The 18,935-nt window shown below is 70.1% G+C and carries 16 protein-coding genes; 7 read left to right on the plus strand and 9 right to left on the minus strand.

All coding sequences use genetic code 11. From position 1 onward, the window contains the following. Positions 1-1,519 (plus strand): DUF6541 family protein (locus CXP56_RS07650; RefSeq protein ID WP_286900582.1); only part of this gene is annotated, 1,519 nt, incomplete at its 5' end. A 28-nt stretch (positions 1,520-1,547) separates the two neighbouring features. On the opposite strand, the gene CXP56_RS07655 is transcribed toward CXP56_RS07650, so the two are convergent. Both CXP56_RS07655 and CXP56_RS07660 read right to left on the minus strand, forming a co-directional pair. Further along, positions 1,548-2,417, minus strand: coding sequence for an alpha/beta fold hydrolase (locus CXP56_RS07655; RefSeq protein ID WP_245566741.1), 870 nt, complete (start codon positions 2,415-2,417; stop codon positions 1,548-1,550). Positions 2,418-2,422: 5 nt separating this feature from the next. Beyond that, positions 2,423-3,313, minus strand: coding sequence for an LLM class flavin-dependent oxidoreductase (locus tag CXP56_RS07660; protein ID WP_286900583.1), 891 nt, complete (start codon positions 3,311-3,313; stop codon positions 2,423-2,425). A gap of 116 nt (positions 3,314-3,429) precedes the next feature. Here CXP56_RS07660 and CXP56_RS07665 point away from each other — a divergent pair, with 116 nt between their 5' ends. Next, a complete protein-coding gene (locus tag CXP56_RS07665) occupies positions 3,430-4,242 on the plus strand; it encodes an HAD family hydrolase (RefSeq protein ID WP_286900584.1) in 813 nt (270 codons plus the stop codon). 635 nt (positions 4,243-4,877) lie between these two features. Here the strand turns inward: CXP56_RS07665 and CXP56_RS07670 are convergent. Continuing rightward, entirely contained in the window at positions 4,878-5,615 is a 738-nt protein-coding gene (locus CXP56_RS07670) for a lysophospholipid acyltransferase family protein (RefSeq protein ID WP_028848325.1), read from the minus strand. Positions 5,616-5,704: 89 nt separating this feature from the next. Beyond that, positions 5,705-6,535, minus strand: coding sequence for an SGNH/GDSL hydrolase family protein (locus CXP56_RS07675; protein ID WP_211227607.1), 831 nt, complete (start codon positions 6,533-6,535; stop codon positions 5,705-5,707). Positions 6,536-6,759: 224 nt separating this feature from the next. On the opposite strand from CXP56_RS07675, the gene CXP56_RS07680 reads away from it, so the two are divergent. Then, the gene (locus CXP56_RS07680) at positions 6,760-8,739 is read left to right on the plus strand and encodes a DUF6541 family protein (RefSeq protein ID WP_286900585.1); all 1,980 of its coding nucleotides are present in this window, start codon (positions 6,760-6,762) and stop codon (positions 8,737-8,739) included. A gap of 3 nt (positions 8,740-8,742) precedes the next feature. On the opposite strand, the gene CXP56_RS07685 is transcribed toward CXP56_RS07680, so the two are convergent. Together CXP56_RS07685 and CXP56_RS07690 are read right to left on the minus strand one after the other, a co-directional pair. Continuing rightward, complete coding sequence (locus CXP56_RS07685; RefSeq protein ID WP_342665122.1) at positions 8,743-9,756, minus strand: lysylphosphatidylglycerol synthase domain-containing protein; 1,014 nt, start codon at positions 9,754-9,756, stop codon at positions 8,743-8,745. Further along, positions 9,743-10,462: an acyl-ACP--UDP-N-acetylglucosamine O-acyltransferase family protein gene (locus CXP56_RS07690; RefSeq protein WP_286900586.1), complete on the minus strand. Its 720-nt coding sequence runs from the start codon at positions 10,460-10,462 to the stop codon at positions 9,743-9,745. Before CXP56_RS07690 ends, CXP56_RS07685 begins: the two co-directional genes overlap by 14 nt. Positions 10,463-10,686: 224 nt before the next feature. On the opposite strand from CXP56_RS07690, the gene CXP56_RS07695 reads away from it, so the two are divergent. Together CXP56_RS07695 and CXP56_RS07700 are read left to right on the plus strand one after the other, a co-directional pair. Continuing rightward, the gene (locus CXP56_RS07695; RefSeq protein ID WP_028848321.1) at positions 10,687-11,793 is read left to right on the plus strand and encodes a DegT/DnrJ/EryC1/StrS family aminotransferase; all 1,107 of its coding nucleotides are present in this window, start codon (positions 10,687-10,689) and stop codon (positions 11,791-11,793) included. Further along, positions 11,790-12,746 carry a Gfo/Idh/MocA family protein gene (locus tag CXP56_RS07700; RefSeq protein ID WP_028848320.1) on the plus strand — a complete coding sequence of 319 codons (957 nt, stop codon included), beginning with the start codon at positions 11,790-11,792 and terminating at the stop codon, positions 12,744-12,746. The genes CXP56_RS07695 and CXP56_RS07700 overlap by 4 nt, the downstream gene beginning before the upstream one ends. 448 nt (positions 12,747-13,194) lie before the next feature. Here CXP56_RS07700 and CXP56_RS07705 read toward each other — a convergent pair whose 3' ends face one another. Beyond that, positions 13,195-14,391, minus strand: a complete 1,197-nt coding sequence (locus CXP56_RS07705; RefSeq protein WP_028848319.1) for a glycosyltransferase family 4 protein — start codon at positions 14,389-14,391, stop codon at positions 13,195-13,197. A gap of 119 nt (positions 14,392-14,510) precedes the next feature. Here CXP56_RS07705 and lhgD point away from each other — a divergent pair, with 119 nt between their 5' ends. Continuing rightward, positions 14,511-15,701, plus strand: a complete 1,191-nt coding sequence (lhgD, locus tag CXP56_RS07710; RefSeq protein ID WP_028848318.1) for an L-2-hydroxyglutarate dehydrogenase — start codon at positions 14,511-14,513, stop codon at positions 15,699-15,701. A 154-nt stretch (positions 15,702-15,855) separates the two neighbouring features. Beyond that, positions 15,856-16,650 (plus strand): maleate cis-trans isomerase family protein, encoded by a 795-nt coding sequence (locus tag CXP56_RS07715; protein WP_286900588.1) that lies wholly within the window; start codon positions 15,856-15,858, stop codon positions 16,648-16,650. Positions 16,651-16,740: 90 nt separating this feature from the next. Here CXP56_RS07715 and serS read toward each other — a convergent pair whose 3' ends face one another. After that, entirely contained in the window at positions 16,741-18,009 is a 1,269-nt protein-coding gene (gene serS / locus CXP56_RS07720; RefSeq protein WP_028848317.1) for a serine--tRNA ligase, read from the minus strand. Between the two features lie 21 nt (positions 18,010-18,030). Beyond that, entirely contained in the window at positions 18,031-18,933 is a 903-nt protein-coding gene (locus tag CXP56_RS07725) for a haloalkane dehalogenase (protein ID WP_286900589.1), read from the minus strand. Positions 18,934-18,935 lie beyond the last annotated feature (2 nt).

Below are 18,935 nucleotides of genomic sequence, written 5' to 3' on the forward strand. Positions count from 1 at the left end.
GCAGCGGTGGGACCCGGTGTTCCACGCCAACGGCATCCGCTACATCGCCGAAACCGGCGACGGCGGCCTCTACGGCGTCAGCAGCGTCAACCGCTACGGACCGGAAGGCTCTCAGTTCTACCCCAACGCCTACCACCTGGCAGGCTCGCTGGTCTACCTGATCACCGGTGGCTCCGTTCCGCTGGTGATGACCGCGATGATCATGCCGCTGGGCGGGATCTACGCGCTGAGCATGGCCGCGCTGGTGCGCGAATGCGGGGGCCGGGCGGCTTTCGCGGGCGCCACCGCCGTGGTGTCGGCCGTGGCGGCCAGCGGGGTGTACGAGTCGATCTCCAACGGACTGCTGCCGTTCGCGTTGTCGATCGCCATGACCCCGCTGGGGCCGCTCGCCGTCCTGCGGTTCGTGCGGCGCCCGGGCGCGGACACCGCGGTCGTGCTGAGCCTGGTGTGTGCGGGCATGCTCGCGGTGCATTCCAGCGCACTGTTCGCCATCGTGTTGCTGTCGCTGCCGCTGCTGCTGCATCGCTGGTGGCGGCACCGCGACCGGGTGTGGCGGGACGTCAAGCGGCTGCTGCTGGTGGCGGCGCCGACGATGGCGCTCACCGCGCCACACCTGCTCGGCGCGCTCGACCAGGCCTCCGGCGCCTACGGCTACCGGCCGTGGGCCTCCGATCAGCCGATCTGGGGCGCGCTGTTCAACTTGGTGGCTTTCCAGCACGCTCGGCCGGAGCCGCAGCTGGCACTCACCGCGCTGGTGGTGATCGGGCTGATCGGGTACCGGCGGCTCGGCGAGCTGCGGTGGATCGGCGGCGCCGCGGTGCTGTTCGGGGTGCTGTGGCTGCTGGTGGCCAGCTTCGGCGGCGTGGACTGGGTCGCGGCGATATCCCGGCCGTGGTGGAACGACCGGCCCAGGATCATCGCGCTGGCCGTCCTCCCGCTGTGCATCATCGCCGGGCACGGGCTTGCGCTGGTCTACGACCGGGTTCGCCGGCGACTGCGTCCGCGGCCCGCACCGATGGCGGCCGCCGCGGTGGCCGTCCTGTTCGGCGCCGGCACCCTCGCGTTCGGTGTGCCCGGCAACGTCGACACCACCGCGCGGCTGTATCACAACGGACCGGACGACACCCGCGAGACGTTGCCGGTCAGCGAGGGGGAGATCAAGGCGATGCGGGTGCTGGCCGCGCTGGCCGAGCCGGACGAGCGGGTGATGAACGACCGCAACGACGGCTCGGTGTGGATGTACGCACTCACCGGGGTGAAGACGGTCGCGGCGCACTACGACGAGAACGTCCCCCCGAAGGACGCCGCCTACCTAGAACAACACTTCCGCGAGTACCGCACCGATCCGGAGGTACGGGCAGCCGTCCGGCGGCTGAACATCAAGCACGTGTTCGTCGGCGACGGCTCACGCTTCCCGCGCGTGCTCCCCGACCCAGGGGTGCAGGGCCTGGAGAACGCGGACTTCGTCCGCCTGATCTACCGCAACGAGGACGCCCGAGTCTACGAGCTCGTCCCGTGACGTGCTGGTGGGGAACCGGCCGGGTCGCTCAGACGCGCAGGTGGCCGACGATGGCGCCGGCGTAGTCGTTCGGGTGGGTCAGGTGGGCGGCGTGGCCCGCACCGGCCAGCCGGACGGTCCGCAGGAACGGCAAGCGCTTCTCCAGCTCCTCGGCGACCATCTGGTGCAGCTGCTGGCTGTGCTCCCCCACCAGCTGGGTCACCGGGAAACGCGCCCAGGACAACGTGGCGACGTCCACCCCGTAGGCGGTCGGGTCGCCGTGCTGGTCCAGCCACACGGCGGCGTTGGAGATCATCGTGGCGCGGCGTTCCCGGTCGAACAGGTTGTGCCAGGACCCCTTGCCGTAGCCGATCTTCTCCGCGTACACCCGGGCGCCGCTGGCGAAGTCCCCGCTGCGGATCAACCCGGCGGCATGACCGAGCCAGACCGAGTACTCGGCGAACAGCACCTTGGCGATCGGGTCGTCCTGCAGCAGTTCGAACAGCGGCGGCTCGAACACCACCAGGCTGCGCACCGACTCCCGGCGCATCGTGGCGGCCAGCATGGCGACCGACGCGCCGTAGCCGTGCCCGACCAGGTGCACCGGCCCGGCGGTCACCGTGTCGATCAGCGCCAGCAGGTCCTCGGCGTCCAGCCGCACGCCGACCCGGCCGCGCGGGCACGAGCTGAGGCTGTGGCCGCGGCGGTCGTAGGTGATGACGTCGGCATGCCGGGTGAGCATGGGCAGGACGGGGGTCCACACGTTGTGGTCGTCGAACGACCCGTGCACGAGCACCAGGGGCTCCCCGCGACCGCTGCGCCACCAGCGCAGCACGGCGCCGTCGGAACGTTCCAGCGTGCCGGAGACCTGGGCCCGCAGCCGGTAGTCGTTCATCCTGCTCTCCCGCGCCATGCTCATGTTGTTCACAGCCGCTTGACCTCCGCCAATGCCTCATCTGCTACGCGCTCCAGCACGGCCTCCGAACCGGCGTACGGCTCGTTGGCGCGCGGCCAGTGCACGATGACGTCGGTGAACCCCAGCTTGCGTGCGCGGTTCGCAGCCTCGGTGAACGTCTCGACCGAAGACAGCGCGTAGGTCGGGCCGCTGTCGAGCATCAGGTAGCGCGCGACCGATCCCGGGTCACGGTCATGCGCGTCGAGCGCCCAGGTGAACTGCTCGGACAGCTGCGCGACACCGCGCCACCACGACTCTTGGTCATCTCCCCCCTTGCCCGTGGTGATCCAGCCCTGACCGAACCGGGCGGCCACGGCCTGCGACCTCGGCCCGTTGGCCGCGATCGCGAACGGCACCCGCGGCCGCTGCACGCTGCCCGGCAGGTTCCGGGCACCGTTGACGGTGTAGAAGCGTCCGCGGTGATCGAACTTGTCCGTGGTGAGCAGCCCGTCGAGCACCTCGACGAACTCCTCGAACTGCGCGGCCAGCTCGGCTTTGCCGCGTTCCGGCTCGCCGATGGTGGCGCGGTCCCGCAATCCCCCACTGGCCATCCCGGATCCGAGCCCGGCGATCAGCCTGCCGTCGGAAATGTCGTCCAGGGTGATCAGATCGCGCATGAACGGCACCGGGTGCCGGTAACTCGGCGCGGTGACCAGCGTGCCGAGAGCGATCCTGCTGGTCACCGTGGCCGCGGCGGTGAGCGTCGGGATGGCCGATAACCACGGACCGTCGGCAAGATTGCGCCAGGCGAGGTGGTCGTAGGTCCAGGCGTGATCGAATCCGAGTTCTTCCGCCTGCCGCCATTTGGGCTCGCCCGACCACCACCTGTCCTCTGTCAAGATCACAATGCCGACGCGCACGCGATGCACCGTATCGTCTTAACCCCGCAGGGTGATAGTCCCCCTACTGATTGGTAACGATTTAGTGCACTTGGCCGACACGAACGCTGCCCGAGACGGCATAGCACACTGGGGGCGTGGACAAACCGCACTTGATCGCCTCCGACGTGGACGGCACGCTGCTCACCCCGCTGGAACGGATATCCCCGCGTACCTCTTCGGTGATCCGGCGCGCGGTCGCGGCCGACGTGCCGTTCGTTCTGGTCAGCGGACGACCGCCGCGCTGGATCCCGCCGGTGGCCAGGATGGCCGAGCTCACCGGGTACGCGGTGTGCGCCAACGGCGCGGTGATCTACGACGTGGGCCGTGGCAAGGTGGTGTCGGTGCACGGGCTGGAGCCGGTGCAGCTGCACGACCTGGCGGATGCCATGGACCAAGCGCTGCCGGGCGCGCGATTGGCCACCGAGCGCGTGCTCGCCGGCGGCCAGGAGGACGGTCCGCCGGCGTATGTCTGCGAATCGGAATTCCGCAATCCGTGGGGGGACGGGGACGCGATGTTCGTCAGCCGGGCCGAAGTGCTCGGCAGGCCCGCGATCAAGTTGTTGGTCAGCGACCCGCGCATGACGTCCGGGGAGATGGCCGAAGCGGCCAAGGAATTGATCGGCGAACAGTTCGCGGTGACCTACTCGAGCAATTCCGGATTGATCGAGATCGCGGCGAAAGACGTCACCAAGGCGACCGGGCTGGCCGAGGTGGCCGAGCGGCTGGACGTGTCCCAGGACAAGGTGATCGCGTTCGGGGACATGCCGAACGACGTGGAGATGTTGGCCTGGGCGGGCACCGGGGTGGCGATGGCGAACGCACACCCGGCGGTGCTGGAAGTGGCGGACGAGGTGACAGCCAGCAACGCCGAAGACGGCGTGGCGCAGGTGCTCGAGCGCTGGTTCTGATGCCGGACTGGCCAAGGCTCCGGCAGCGGCTCCGGCAGCGGACGGCGCGGATCGACGCGTGCGGGCCGACCGTGCGCGCTTGATGTCCCGGAGCTGCGGCTCGGGCCGCGCGGGTGGTTTCAGGCAGACAAGCCGACGCCATCGTGGTCTGGCCTACCAGTCATGACCTGCCACGGACGGGCGGCCCGGAAAGCAGCGGCGAGCGCCCCGCGTAGCCGGGTCATGACCTGCCACGCGCTTGCGGCCCACGCTCCAGGGCGTCCAACGGCGGCGTGGAACCCCGGATTCCGGCACGGCCAAGTGCGAGCAGCAAGTCCACGCTCCGGTGTTCCCGGTGACGCATGGCCAAACCAGGTTCCGGCACACCCGCGGCCCAAGCCGCGCTCCGCACCTCCATCGGAGTGCCATCTGCCCAAACCCGCCACACCCGGCAGCCGACCGCGATCTGGCGCGCCCGGTGGCGTGTGTCCGCCCTGCGACCCACCCCCGGTCGCATGCGCTCGTGACCCGGCACACCCGCCGCATGCACCCGCGATCCGGCACGCCTCCAGCCCGGGCTCTGCCCGCCTCGAACCGGTGCATCCGGGTGACGGCACACGCAACCCGCGGCCCGAAGATGGCGTGGCCGACGCCCGCTACTCCGGCCGCTTGGTGTCCAGCTGGGCCGCTTCCTCCGGCGTCGGCGCCGAACCGCCCAGGTGCGCGGGCAGCCACCACGGATCCTCCCCCGGCTTCGGGCGGTCCGGATAGGCGGCTTGCGCCTCGTCGAGCAGCCGTTGCAGCCGGGTCCGCAGCTCCGCCGTGCGCTGCTGGTAGTCGTCGCCGCGCCGCGGCCGGAGCGGTTCGCCGCATCGGATCGTGATCGGCACCCGCCGCTGCACGAGGTTCTTCGGCCTGCCCTTGGTCCACAGCCGCTGCGAACCCCACACCGCCATCGGCACGACCGGCACGTCCGCTTCCGCGGCCATCCGCACCGCGCCGGACTTCAACTCCTTGACGGTGAACGAGCGGCTGATGGTCGCCTCGGGGAACACGCCGACGAGCTCGCCGCTGCGCAACGCCCGCAAGGCCTCCCGGTACGAGGCCGCACCCGCCGACCGGTCGACGGAGATGTGCTTCATGCCGCGCATCAGCCGGCCGGAGATCGGGTGGTCGAACACCTCTCGCTTGGCCATGAACCGCACCAGCCGCTTGGCGGGCTGCGCACCCAGGCCGCAGAAGATGAAGTCCAGGTAGCTGACGTGCGTGCAGGCGATCACCGCACCCCCGGCGGCCGGGATGAGCTCGGTGCCCGTGATGTCGAACCGCAGCCCCAGGACGCGGAACGCCGCCTTGGCGGCCATGACCACCGGCGGGTAGAGGAGTTCTGCCATGACCGAAGGTTACGGGACCGTAGGTTGTCGCGCCGGGTTTCGCGACCGGCACCACCCGGTCGGCCCCGTCACCTCCGACCCCGGCCCGGCTACGCCGCGGCAGACACCAGCGAGAACCGCGCCCGGACGGCAGGCGCGTAGCCATCACGGTGTCCGGCCACGTTGGGGTGGTAGGACTCCATGATCGGGTTGGACAGGCCGTTCACCCACTCCACTCTGTCGCACACCGCGTGCCCGACCCACGCACTGCGCACGTCCACGAAGGTGAACCCGTGCGCGCTCGCCCTGGCACTGATCGTGCTCGCCAGCAGATCGGCGGTCTGGTTCAGCCGCTGCTGTTCCTCCGGGCTGATCCTGGCCAGCGCATTGCATTCCTTGCCGTTGAACAGCCGCGGATACCCGACCACGACCACCTTGGCATTCGGCGCCCGATTCCGGATGTCGGTGTACAGGGCATCCAGCCGCCCCGGCAGAACGTCACGGATGATGCGATTCGCTTCGTCGATGTCACCCCAGCACGTCCACGGCCACGGCCGCGCACATGACGTGATCACGTTGGCGAATCCCGCGTCGTTACCGCCGACCTGCACCGTCACCATCGACGTCGACGCGTTCAGGCTGCCCAGCTGCTTGCTGCGCACGTCGGCCACTCTCGCCCCGGAGCACGAGGCGAAGGTCAGCTGCGCGCCGGTCGCCGACGCCACCAGCACCGGATACGCCTTCGGCGACCGATAGCAGTCGCCGCTGTCCGGGTAGTACTGCCGTGTGCCGACTCCGGAACTGTAGGAGTCCCCAAGCGCCGTGTACGCGCCCGCTGCGTAGGCGACTCCGGCACCTCCCACCCCGACGAGCACCGCCGTCCCCGCGAACAGCACGGCGAACACGCTGGCGGCAACTGCCCGAACGGCTCGCGCGACCACACCCACCACTCCCTCCGGCCAGTTGGGACAACTGGACCCTTGTGACGTCGATCACTGGCCCGGGGTCGAGGATGACGGACCGCCGGGCGGCGCTCAAGGTCCGAACCGGTAGTGCCGGCGGCCGGTGATTCCCAGACAGGCGCCATACGGCAGACTGTGATCGCTTCATCGGCGCTGGCAGGCGGCGCCGACGCTCGGATCCTGGGGGGAGCGAAGAAGGCGCCATGCCGACACCGTTGGATTTCTGGTCCACCGCGGCGATCCTGCTCACCGTCGTCGTCGCAATGTTCATTCCCGGCCTGCTGATCGGGGCCGCCGCAGGACTGCGCGGCTGGTTGCTGGCCGGTAGTGCGCCCCTGCTCAGCTACGCACTCGTGGGCATCGCCGGGCCGTGGTTCGCCATCGTCGGCCTGCCGTACCACCTCGGCACCGTCACGCTCTTCGGCGCCATGGTCGCGCTGCTCGCGGTCGTGCTTCGCCGCCGCTGGCCGGCACGACCCGACAAGCCGACCCCGTGGACACGGCACGCGCATCAGGGGGTCGTGGTCTTCCTCCTGCTCGGCGTGCTCGTCGGCGGGTTCACCGTGCTCTGGGGCATGGGCGGGCTGCACGTCATCCCGCAAGGGTTCGACACTCCGCTGCACGCCAACGGGCTGCGCTACATCGCCGAGACCGGCGACGGGAGCCTGCACGGGATGAACGTCGTGCACCGCTGGGGCGACACCGAGCGGTTGTTCTACCCGAACGCCTACCACCTGCTGGGCTCGCTGCTCTACCAGATCACCAGCGCGCCGATCCCGGCCGTGCTCAACGCGGTGTCCGTGGTCACGCCCGGCCTGTTGTCGCTGTCGCTGGTCGTCCTGATCCGGCAGTTCCGCGGCCGTGCGGTGTTCGCGGGCGCGGCCGCAGTGTTGGCCGTCGTCCCGGCCACCGTGCTCTACGTGATGCTGGGCGGTCCGCTGCTACCGTTCATGCTCGGCATGGCGCTGCTCCCGCTGCTACCGGCACTGTTGGCCTACTACCTGGACCGGCCGTCGGTGCAGACCGGGTTCGTGCTTGTCCTGGGCACCGTCGGCGCTCTGTCGGTGCACAGCTCGACGGTCTTCTCGTTCTTGTTGTTCGCGGTGCCGCTGCTCGCCTACCGCTGGCGGTGGAACATGCCGCGGCTGCGCAAAGAACTCGTCGCGCTGCTGTTCGCGGGCGCCGCGGCCCTGGTCGTGGCCGGCCCGCACGTAGTGGGTGCCATCGGGCGCGCGGCGAGCCCCTACCCGTACAGCGGGTGGCCGTCCAACCGCACCGTCGTCCAGGCCGTGGGCGAGCTCTTCGGCATCCGGGAGGCCAGCGGCATCACTCACGCCGCCCTGCTGGTGATCACGGTCGTCGGTATCGTCACCTACCGGCGCCTCGGCCGCCTCCGGTGGATGGCCGCCACGGCGGTCGTCACGGCCGTGCTGTGGGTTCTGGTGGCGAGCGTCGACAACGACGTCGTCGTGACCATGGCCCAGCCGTGGTGGGACGACCCGGTGCGGCTGATCGCCCTGGCCGGGCTGCCGCTGACGGTGCTCGCCGCGCACGGATTCTCGGAGCTGCAACGCTGGCTGCGCACGCTGCTCGACGCGCGCGTGTTCCATCCGCGCGACCTGCACCCGTCGGCACGCGCCGCCGCCACGGCGGTCGCGGTCATCGTCGCGTTCTGCGTGGCCAGCGGCGGCTTCTACGTGCGGTCGAACACCGACCTGGTCGGCAGGGCGATCGGTCATGGTCAGGTGGTGACCCCGCACGAGGCCCGCGCGATGCTCGAGCTGGGGAAACTCGCCGCCCCTGGCGAATGGGCGATGAACGACCGCTACGACGGCACGGTGTGGACCTATGCGCTCAGCGGGGTCCGCACGGTGGCCGGCCACTTCGGCGGCGCGCTGCTGCCGTCGGATGCCAAGCTGCTCGCCGAACGGTTCAACCAATACCCGCACGACCCGCAGGTGCGGGCGGCCGTGCAGCGGCTCAACATCCGCTGGGTGATCGTCGGCCGGAAGGGATTCCTGCCGAACTTCGGCCGCCAGCCGGGCATGACCGACCTGCACGGGACGCCCTTCCTCCGCGAGGTCTACCGGAATCCCGACGCCGTCATCTACCGGATCGTCGGCGCGCCTCCGGTGCACGAAACCGACCACGGCCAGGACATCGCACCGGTCGCCGAGCGGTGATCGTCACGCGGCCGTCGCGTTGCGCAGCTTCGCCTTGGCGAAGACGATCGCCATCCCCGCGGTGATCACGTCGGCCATCAGGAACATCGCCCTGGACACGACGGCGAACGCCGCCGCGTGCACGGCGTCGATGCCCGAGGCCACCAGCAACGCCACGATGACCACTTCACGGGCCCCCACCCCGGCGGGCAGGACGAACGCCACCGTCCCCGCGGTCATGGCCAGCGCCATCGCGCCGATGCAGAGCAGCAGGCCGGTCCAGCCGGGGGCGCCGATCGAGTTGGCCAGCAACCACAGGTGCAGGCCGTGCAGAATCTTGGCCACCGTGGAGGCGCCCAGCACCTTGCCGACCATCGACCAGCGCAGCTGGTGGTCCAGCGGCCGACGGCGCAGGATGCGCAGCGCCAGCGAGACCAGCCAGGTCAGCACCTTCGGATGCAGCGTGACCAGCCCGATGGGCAGCACCAGCAGCATCCAGCGGGCGTTCGGGCTGGTGTCGAAGATCTCCGGCAGCGCGATCAGGCCGAAGAACATCGCGGACACCATGATGATCCCGAGGTGCACCAACGTGGCCACGAAGACCCTGGCGCGCGCCAGGCCCGCCTGCTTGCCCAGCTCCATCTGCAGCAGATAGGCCCACACCGAGCCGGGCACGTACTTGCCCAGCTGGCCGACCAGGTAGATCTGCGCCCCGGTGCGGTAACCGATCGGCGGGCCGAGGTCGTCGACGATGACCTGCCAGCCGTAGACCGTGGCGCCCATCGAGGCCACCACGGCGGCCAACGACAGCACCGAGGACTCCCACGGGATCGCGGCGAGGGTGTCCCAGAACTCGCTCCAGTTGTCCCACAGCTGGTACACCGCGAAGCCCATGACGACGGCCACGGCCAGCCAGCGCAGCAGCGTGATGATCTGGGCGCGCCGGGACTTGGTCGGCACCGTGGACGACGCGCCGAGAGCATCGGCTGTCTCGTCGGCGGCGCGTTCGGCCGGCACGGCCGCTTCAGTGTTCTCCACGGTGACCTTCCCGAGCCCACTCCGTCAGCAACTTGGCCAGTTCCGCCGGCAGCTCGGGCAGCTCACCGGCACCCTGTATCACGTAAGGCTCGAGCTCCGCGATCGCCTCTGGCGAGACACCCCGGCGGCTCAATCCCACCACGTTCATCCCGGTTACCCGGGCAGGAACGCCTCTACTGATGGTGAAGGGTGGCACTTCGCGGGTGACAGCCGCCCCCATGCCGACCATTGCCCCCGGCCCGATCCTGCTGTGCTGGTGCACCACCACGCCGAGCCCGAGGTTGGCCAGCGACCACACCTCACTGTGCCCGCCGACCACCACGTTCGATCCCAGTGTGACACCGTCGCCGATCCGACAGTCGTGCGCAACATGCGCACTGCGCAGGAAATACCCGTTGCTGCCGATGGTGGTGGGCCGCTTGGTGCCCTGGTGGACGCTGAAGAACTCCCGGATGCGGTTGCCGTCGCCGATCCGCACGCCGAAACCGTCCTGCTCCGGGTCGCCGACAGGCGCGTCGTGCCACGCCGCGGGGTGCGGCGCACCACGGTCGGAGGCCGGGGTGCCGATCACGCAGTGCGGCCCGATCCAGTTGTCCGAGCCGATGACGGTGGGGCCGACGATCACCGCGTACGGGCCGATGTCGTTGTTGTCGCCCAGTTCGACGCCATCACCGATGACCGCCGTCGGGTGGATCCGGTTCGCCACGTCGTGTCCGTTCGGTCTGCGCCGTCATGGCCCCGCGCCCACCGCCGGCCGCTGCCCCGGTACGGATCACGCGGCCGCGGGCCGGGTGCGGATCGACCCTGACGTCCCCGGTAGCCTGGCCGAGGCTCGCGCCGCCTGCGGGTGCGGGCGGCAGCCAACCCTACCGGACCCGGTCACCGGCACCGGCAAGCAGGCAAGAAAGCACGTTGGGGAGCGCACAGGACATGATCCCGATCACCGTCGTCGACGTCGCCGACGCCGAACCACTGGTCGCAGAGGTGCTGCGCTCCGGGGTCATCGCCCAGGGGCCGATGGTCAAGCGGTTCGAGGAGCTGTTCGCTCGGGTGAGCGGGACCAAGCACGCGGTGGCGGTGAACAGCGGGACCACCGCGCTGGTGGCCAGCGTGCAAGCGCTCGGGCTGCGGCCGGGGGACGAAGTCGTCACCACCCCGTTCACGTTCGTGGCAACGCTCAACGCGATCCTGGAAGCCGGCGCCACCGTGCGGTTCGCCGACATCAAGGCGGACGACTACACCATCGACCCGGATGCCGTGGCCAGCGCGATCACCGATCGCACCAGGGTGCTGATGCCGGTCCACCTGTACGGGCAGACGGCGGACATGGGCAAGCTCGCCGCGCTCGCCGGCGAACACGGACTGCATGTGATCGAGGACGCCGCCCAGGCGGTCGGCGCCAGGTTCGACGGCAAGCCGGCCGGATCGTTCGGGATCGGCTGCTTCTCGCTGTATGCGACGAAGAACGTCACGACGGCCGAGGGCGGTGTGGTCACCACCGACGACGACAAGCTGGCGGACCGGCTACGAGTGATGCGCAACCAGGGCATGCGCGCCCGGTACCAGTACGAGATGGCCGGTCACAACTACCGGATGACCGACGTGCACGCCGCGATCGGCATCCCCCAGCTGGAGCGGCTGCCCGAGCTGACCGCCAAGCGGCAGCGCAACGCGCAGCGGCTGACCGAGGGGCTGGCCGGAACGCCCGGGCTGAAACTGCCCGCGGTGCTCCCCGGCCGCGAGCACGTCTGGCACCAGTACACGGTGCAGGTGCTGCCGGAGGCCAGGCTGTCCCGTGACGAGCTGGCCGCCGCACTGACCGAGCGCGGCGTCGGCAACGGCATCTACTACCCGAGGCTGGTGTTCGACTACGACTGCTACCGCGGGCACCCGCAGATCCCGCAGGTGGACGTGGCGGACTTCCCGGTCGCCGCTGCCGCGGCCGAGCAAGTGTTGTCGCTGCCGGTGCACGCCGCGCTCACCGACGAGCAACTGACCACCATCGTCACCACCGTGCGAGAGGTTCTCGGCGCATGAGCACGAAGAAGCTGGCCCTGATCGGCACCGGGATGATGGGCAGGCTGCATGCCAGGGTGATCGGCCAGAGCATGCAGGCCGACCTGGTGCACATCGTGGAGCCGAACGAACAAGCCGCCCGGCCGATCGCCGAGCAGCACGGCGCCACCTGGAGCCCGGAGATCACCGGCCTGCCCGGGGTGAACGGGGTCATCATCGCCTCGGCCACCGAAACCCATCACAAGCTCGCGCTCGAGATCATCGAGCTCGGCAAGCCGGTGTTGGTGGAGAAGCCACTGTGCGGCGACCTCGACCAGACCAAGGAGGTGCTGGCCGCCGCCGAGCGCAAGGGCGTGCCGCTGATGTGCGGGCTGCTCGAGCGGTACAACCCGGCGGTGATGACGGCGAAGGCGTTGCTCGGCGAACCGTTGCACGTGATCGCCCAGCGGCACAGCCCGTACGCACCACGGATCAAGACGGGTGTGGCCTGGGACCTGCTGGTGCACGACGTGGACCTGGCGATCCAGATGTTCGGCGGCGCCACCCCGGTGCACACCACCGCGGTGGCCGGCTACTTCCATCCGGAGTCGACCGAGGGCGCCGAGGACACGGTGGACGCCGTGCTGAAGTTCGAGCGCGGGCTGGCCAACGTGTCGGTGTCCCGGGTGGGTCAGCGCAAGGTCCGCTCGATGGTCATCTCGGAGCTGGACCGGTTGATCGAGCTGGACCTGCTGCGCCGGGACGTGACGATCTACAAGCACATCTCGCACGAGGGCCCGACCACCGGCGCCCCGGCCTACAAGCAGCAGACGGTGATCGAGATCCCGCAGCTGATCACCATCGCCGAGCCGCTGGCCACACAGCTGGAGCGCTTCCTGGAACTGATCGACGGCAAGATCGACATGGCCGCCGAGCGGGCGTCGATCCTGCCGTCGCACGAGGTGGTCGCCACCGTGCTCGAGCAGACCCACTGACATTCCGGCGCGCGTTCCCCTTCGCCAGCCTCGAGACGGCCGGGGTAGCGGGAGCAGGCGGACAGCTTTCGCTGTGGCGCGTCGCGGCGCGGCGCCAGTACATGGCTGGCGAATCTGCGGAGACTTGCACAGCTTGCCCGGCACCCCGCCGCCGACGCCGGGACGGGTGTTCGACGTCGGCGCACACTCCGGAACTACGTGGCACTCAACCCCGGTGCGCACAACCGCGACGCTCGCCTATCCGCCGACCCAGCCGAGCCGCCCGGCACAGCACCACGCCTCATAGCTGCGCAACCACCGGCACCTCGCCACAGCAGCCCACCAGCCAACACCCTCAAGGCACCACCTGACACGCCAACACAACCCCAGAGCCCCAGACCACCCGACTCCACGGCGCACACCCGCCCAGCAACACTCGGCTACCGGCTGCCCGCCGAAGAGCCCGACGTCAGCGCCCAGCGCGCGACTGCGCGGCCAGTTCCTCCAGCGTGGCGAGGTACTTCTCGGTCACCGCGGTCATGGAGAAGTGCTGGTCCACGATGGCCATGCCGTTGCGGGCCATCCGGCGTGCCTCCTCGGGGTCCCGCAGCACCTCGATCAGCCGCTCGGCGACCGCGTCGGCGTCGCCCACCGGGACCAGGTGCATGTGCTCCCGGTCGATGATCTTGATGTCGCCGAAGTGGTCCTCGGTGATCGCCGCGATCTGCGGGGTGCCCGCCGCCAGCGTCTCCAGGCATGCGGTGCCGAAGCCGATCCCCTGCAGGCTGTGGCACTCCACGTCCGCGGTGGCCAGGTAGTCGGGCACGTCAGCCTTCGGGGCCGCGCCGGTGGTGATGATGGCGTCCCGCACGCCCAGCTCCTCGGCGCGCTTGAGGAACGCGCCGTAGTAGATGCCGCCGACCACAACCAGCTTGGCGTCCGGGAACTCGCGCAGCACGGCCGGCATCGCCTCGGTCAGCGTGATCCGGTCCCGCAGCGGGATCACGTGGCCGAGCGAGAGGATCATCGGAGCGTCGCCGATGCCCAGTTCGTCGCGCATCCGGTTCGGGTTGCCGCTGCGCGCCCACGCCGGATCCAGCCCGACCGGGATGTCCACCGTGCCGGAGAAACCGCCCCGGTACTTGGTGTGGATGTAGCTGTTCATCAGCCGGTCCATCACCACCATCTTCGGCTTGTACCGCCGCATGATCGGGGCGACCATCAGCTTGTCCAGCGTGGAGAACACCGCCTGGTACATCGGCTTCGGGCTCTCCAGGCGGGTGTGCACCGACAGCAGCACCGGAACGTCGTTCTTGCGCGCCCACATGCCGGTGGCCCAGGTCAGGTCGAAGAACTGGCCGTGCTGGTGGATGACGTCCGGCCGGAATTCACCCAGAAGTGCACGCAGCCGCTTCGGCAGCGACGGCCGGGTGGCGAACGTGATGTCGAAGTTCACCGCGAGCTTGGTCTTGGGCATCCGCACAGCGGGCAGACGCACGATGCGCACGCCGTCCACCGTCTCCTCGGCGGGCGCGTTCGGGTACCAGGCGGTGATGACCAGGACTTCGTGGCCGCGCGCCACATAGCCCTTGGCAAGCGACTCGGCCATGTGCGCGCTGCCGCCGACCCGTGGCGGGTAGAAGTTGTTGACGACGGCAATACGCATGGGGCTCCCCTCGAACTGCACGACAAGGGGGCACCTTATGCGGCGCCGCGGTGCCGTGCACACTCGGGGGGCCTGCGGGCCGACGCACGACACATCGGTACGAGGGCGGACGGGAGCGCATGCGGGAAGTCCAGAAAGTCATCGTCGTCGGGGGCGGCATCGTCGGCCTGGCCGTGGCGCGCGCCTTGCTAGCCCGCGGCAAGGCCGTCACGGTGTGCGAAAAGGAAGACCATTGGGCCGCCCACCAGAGCGGGCACAACTCCAACGTCGCCCATGCCGGGCTCTACTACGCGCCTGGCTCGTACAAGGCTCGCATGGCCGTGGCCGGCTGTCGGTCGATCGTCGAGTACGCGCGATCACACGGCGTCGCGGCGAAGGTGTGCGGGAAGCTCGTCGTCGCCACGTCTGCCGAAGAGCTGCCGCGCCTGCGTGCCCTGGCCGAGCGGGCGAAGGCCAACGGAGTGCCCGCACGCCTGATCAGTGCCGCCGAAGCGCGGGAGTACGAGCCGCATGTGTCGTGCCTGGAAGCGCTGCGCGTGGAATCGACGGCCGTCGTGGACTTCCCCGGCGTGTGCGCGGCGATGGCTCGGGAACTGAGCGAAGCCGGGGCGGAACTCCGGCTATCCACGCCCGTCCTGGCCATCCGAAGGCGTCCGGGCGGCGTCGCGGTCGAGACACCTGACGAAACGCTCTACGCGGACCTGATCGTCAACTGCGCCGGTTTGCACGCCGATCGCATCGCGCACCTGGCCGGCGTCCGGCCGCCGGCGCGAATCATGCCCTTCCGCGGCGAGTACTACGAACTGCGGCCGCACGCCCGGCACCTGGTACGTGGCCTGATCTACCCGGTTCCCGACCCCGCGCTGCCGTTCCTCGGTGTTCACCTGACACGCATGCTGGACGGGTCCGTGCACGCCGGGCCGAACGCGGTGATCGCACTGCATCGAGAAGGCTACGGCTGGCGCAAGGTCTCTCTGCCGCACGCTGCGCAGATGGCCGGCTACTCGGGGCTGTGGCGGCTCGCCCGGCGATATCCCCGCACCGCCGTCACCGAAGTGGTGCGGTCGCTGTCGCCGCGCCGGTTCGCCCGCGACCTGCAACGCATGATTCCCGCGCTGACCACGGCGGACATCCAGCGGCACGGGGCGGGCGTGCGCGCCCAGGCCGTGCGCCCGGACGGCTCGCTGGTGGACGACTTCCTCATCGTCCGGGCCGAGCGCGGAGTGCACGTGCTCAACGCGCCGTCCCCGGCGGCCACCTCGTCGCTGGAGATCGCCGAGCACATCGCCCGCGACGTTGACCGCAGCTAAATGTTTCCCTTCACGAATCTCCAGGTAAACGGTGGCTTCGCGGTATTCAAAGCGGACGAACCGCGCCCCTATTCTCGATTCGACTCCTGTCCGTCCCGGGCGGCGAGGGCTCACTGGAACCGCAGGTTCCACGACAGCATGCGGAGGAGGGGCGATGCAGCCGCACATCGGCGTCGGGGTGATCAATCCCGCGGATCTGGGGCTCGACCGCGAGCTGTGGCGCTGGGTCCCGGACTCCGTCACGCTGCACATGACCCGCCTGCCGCATCAACCCGGTGACATCGACCTGACCAGGGCCGGGGCGCTGGCCGACCCGGCACCGGTGGCCGAGGCCACCCGCCGGCTGCTCCCGCCCGAGCCCGCCGTGGTCGCCTACGCGTGCAGCATGGCCAGCTTCATCGGGGGCGCTGCCGGTGAACGGGCCCTGGTGAACGCGATGCTCGAGGCCGGCGCACCGGCGGCGACCACCAGCTCCGGCGCCATGGTCAGCGAGTTCATCCACCACGGCTACCAGCGGGTGGCGCTGCTGACCCCGTACGGGCCGGAGATCGAGCAGCGGCTCCGCTCCTTCCTGGCCGAGCACGAGATCGACGTGACCGCCAGCATGAGCATGGGCCTGCGGAAGCGGATCTGGACGCTGAACCACGAGCAGGTGGCCGACGCCGCCCGGCAGATCGACATCCGGGGCGCCGACGCGCTGTACATCGCGTGCACCAACGTGACGACCTACGACTTGATCAAGCCGCTGCAGAAGGAGCTCGGGCTGCCGGTGCTGAGCGCGAACCAGACCACCATCGCGGCGGCGCTGCGGCTGGCCGGGGTGGAGCCGTCCGAGCACACCCAGCTGCCGACCCCGCCCGCGGTGCTCCCGCTGCGCGAGGACGAGCCGGTGTCCGAGGCGCCGAGCTTCGACTACCCGGAGCGGCTGGCCAGGCCGGAATCGGTGTGAGCGTCCGCCGAGAAGCCCGCTGAAGCCTGTTGGCGGCGTTCAGCGCACAAGACGACCCGCGGACGGGGGCCCGGGCCACCGAACCCGGGGTCAGCGCGGCTGCTTGACCGGTTCCAGGACTTCCTTGCCGACGTACGGCTGCAGCGCCTTCGGCACCACCACCGAACCGTCGGCCTGCTGGTGGTTCTCCAGGATCGCCACCAGCCAGCGGGTGGTGGCCAGGGTGCCGTTCAGCGTCGCGGCGATCTGGGGCTTGCCGTTCTCGTCCCGGTACCGCACGGACAGCCGGCGCGCCTGGTACGTCGTGCAGTTCGACGTCGAGGTCAGCTCCCGGTAGGCACCCTGGGTCGGAATCCACGCCTCGCAGTCGTACTTGCGCGCCGCCGAGGCGCCCAGGTCACCGCCCGCGGTGTCGATCACCCGGTACGGCACCTCGATCTTGGCCAGCATCTGCTCTTCCCACGCCAGCAGCCGCTCGTGCTCGGCTTCGGCCTCCTCGGGCTTGCAGTAGGTGAACATCTCGACCTTGTCGAACTGGTGCACCCGGATGATCCCGCGGGTGTCCTTGCCGTACGAACCGGCCTCCCGGCGGAAGCACGACGACCAGCCCGCGTAGCGCAGCGGCTCGGACAGGTCGAGGATCTCGTCGGCGTGGTAGCCGGCCAGCGACACCTCCGACGTGCCCACCAGGTACAGGTCGTCGGCCTCCAGCCGGTACACCTCCGACGAGTGCGCGCCGAGGAAGCCGGTGCCCGCCATGATCTCCGGCCGCACCAGCACCGGGGTGATCATCGGCACGAACCCGGTCTCCAACGCCTGCTGGATGGCCATGTTGAGCAGGCCGAGCTGCAGCTGCGCGCCGACGCCGCGCAGGAAGTAGAACCGGGCGCCGGACGTCTTCGCCCCGCGCTCGGTGTCGATGGCGCCGAGCAGTTCACCCAGCTCCAGGTGGTCGCGCGGGGTGAAGTCGAACTCGCGCGGCGTGCCCACGTGCTTGAGCACCACGTAGTCCTGCTCGCCGCCGGACGGCGCGTCCGGATGCACCAGGTTGGGGATCACCGCGTGCAGCTTGGTGAACTCCTCGGCCGCCTCGTCCTTCTCGGCCTCGGCCGCCTTCACCTCCGCGGCCAACTCCTTGGCCTTGGCCAGCAGGGACTGGCGCTCCTCCGCGGACGCCTTGCCGATCTGCTTGCCGAGCGCCTTCTGCTCGGCGCGCTTGGCGTCGGCGCGCGCGATGGCGGCGCGGCGGCGCTGGTCCAGCTCCACGAGCCGGTCCACCACACTCGGGTCCTCCCCGCGCTTGCGCATCGACGCGCGCACCACGTCCGGGTCTTCACGCAGGATCTTCGGGTCGATCACAGCACTTGAGGGTAGTCCGCCTCACCTGCGCGGATTCGCCAGGGCGAACTCGACCACGGCCTGCCCGAGCCGGGAACCGGCGTCCTCCTGCAGGAAATGCCCCGCCCCGGTGATCACCGGGTGCTCCCGGCCCGCCGCGCCGCGCATGGCCCGCTGCAGGATCGGGCCCATCGGCCCGGTGATCGGGTCGCTGTCGGAGAACGCGCACAGCCAGGGGATGTCCAACGTGGTGAGCCGCTGCCAGGCCTGCCGGTTCGGCTCCGATTCCACGTTGTCCGGGGTCGCGGGCACCAGCCCGGGCATCGCCCGTGGGCCCGCCTTGTACTCCTCGCCGGGGAACGGCGCGTCGTAGGCGGCCCGGACCTCGTCGGACAGCGTGGTGCGGCACCCGGACTGCACGAACCGGGCGATGTCCAGCCGCTCGGCCTTGGCCACCGCGTTCTTGAACGCCCACCACTCCTCCGGCATGCCGTGGTCGCCGGTGGGCAGCCCGGTGTTGGCCGCCACGATCCGCGCGAACCGCTCCGGCTCGGCCGCCACCAGCCGCAGGCCGATCAACCCGCCCCAGTCCTGGCCGACCAACGTCACGCCGCGCAGGTCCAGCACGCCGAACAGCAGCTGCCGGGTCCACGCGATGTGCCGGGCGTAGGTGTGGTCGGTGACCTCGGCCGGCTTGTCCGAACGACCGAAACCGATCAGGTCGGGGGCGATCGCCCGGAAACCCGCGCCCACGAGCTCGGCGATGACGTGTCGGTAGAGGAACGACCACGTCGGTTCGCCGTGCAGCAACACCACCGGCTCCCCGTCCGGCGGTCCGGCGTCGACGTAGGCCATGCGGAGACCGTCGACCTCGGCATAACCGACCGGGTAGTCGAAGTCGGGCAGCGCGGCGAACCGTTCGTCGGGAGTGCGGAGTACGTCCATGC

This window comes from Thermocrispum sp., assembly GCF_002919275.1.
GTDB classification, from domain to species: domain Bacteria; phylum Actinomycetota; class Actinomycetes; order Mycobacteriales; family Pseudonocardiaceae; genus Thermocrispum; species Thermocrispum agreste.

Coding starts and splice junctions, on each gene's coding strand:
- CXP56_RS07700 (WP_028848320.1), top strand. CDS start 11,790: ATGAGCACGAAGAAGCTGGCCCTGATCGGCACCGGGATGATGGGCAGG.
- CXP56_RS07680 (WP_286900585.1), top strand. CDS start 6,760: ATGCCGACACCGTTGGATTTCTGGTCCACCGCGGCGATCCTGCTCACC.
- CXP56_RS07655 (WP_245566741.1), bottom strand. CDS start 2,417: ATGAGCATGGCGCGGGAGAGCAGGATGAACGACTACCGGCTGCGGGCC.
- CXP56_RS07725 (WP_286900589.1), bottom strand. CDS start 18,933: ATGGACGTACTCCGCACTCCCGACGAACGGTTCGCCGCGCTGCCCGAC.
- CXP56_RS07695 (WP_028848321.1), top strand. CDS start 10,687: ATGATCCCGATCACCGTCGTCGACGTCGCCGACGCCGAACCACTGGTC.
- lhgD (WP_028848318.1), top strand. CDS start 14,511: ATGCGGGAAGTCCAGAAAGTCATCGTCGTCGGGGGCGGCATCGTCGGC.
- CXP56_RS07705 (WP_028848319.1), bottom strand. CDS start 14,391: ATGCGTATTGCCGTCGTCAACAACTTCTACCCGCCACGGGTCGGCGGC.
- CXP56_RS07715 (WP_286900588.1), top strand. CDS start 15,856: ATGCAGCCGCACATCGGCGTCGGGGTGATCAATCCCGCGGATCTGGGG.
- CXP56_RS07670 (WP_028848325.1), bottom strand. CDS start 5,615: ATGGCAGAACTCCTCTACCCGCCGGTGGTCATGGCCGCCAAGGCGGCG.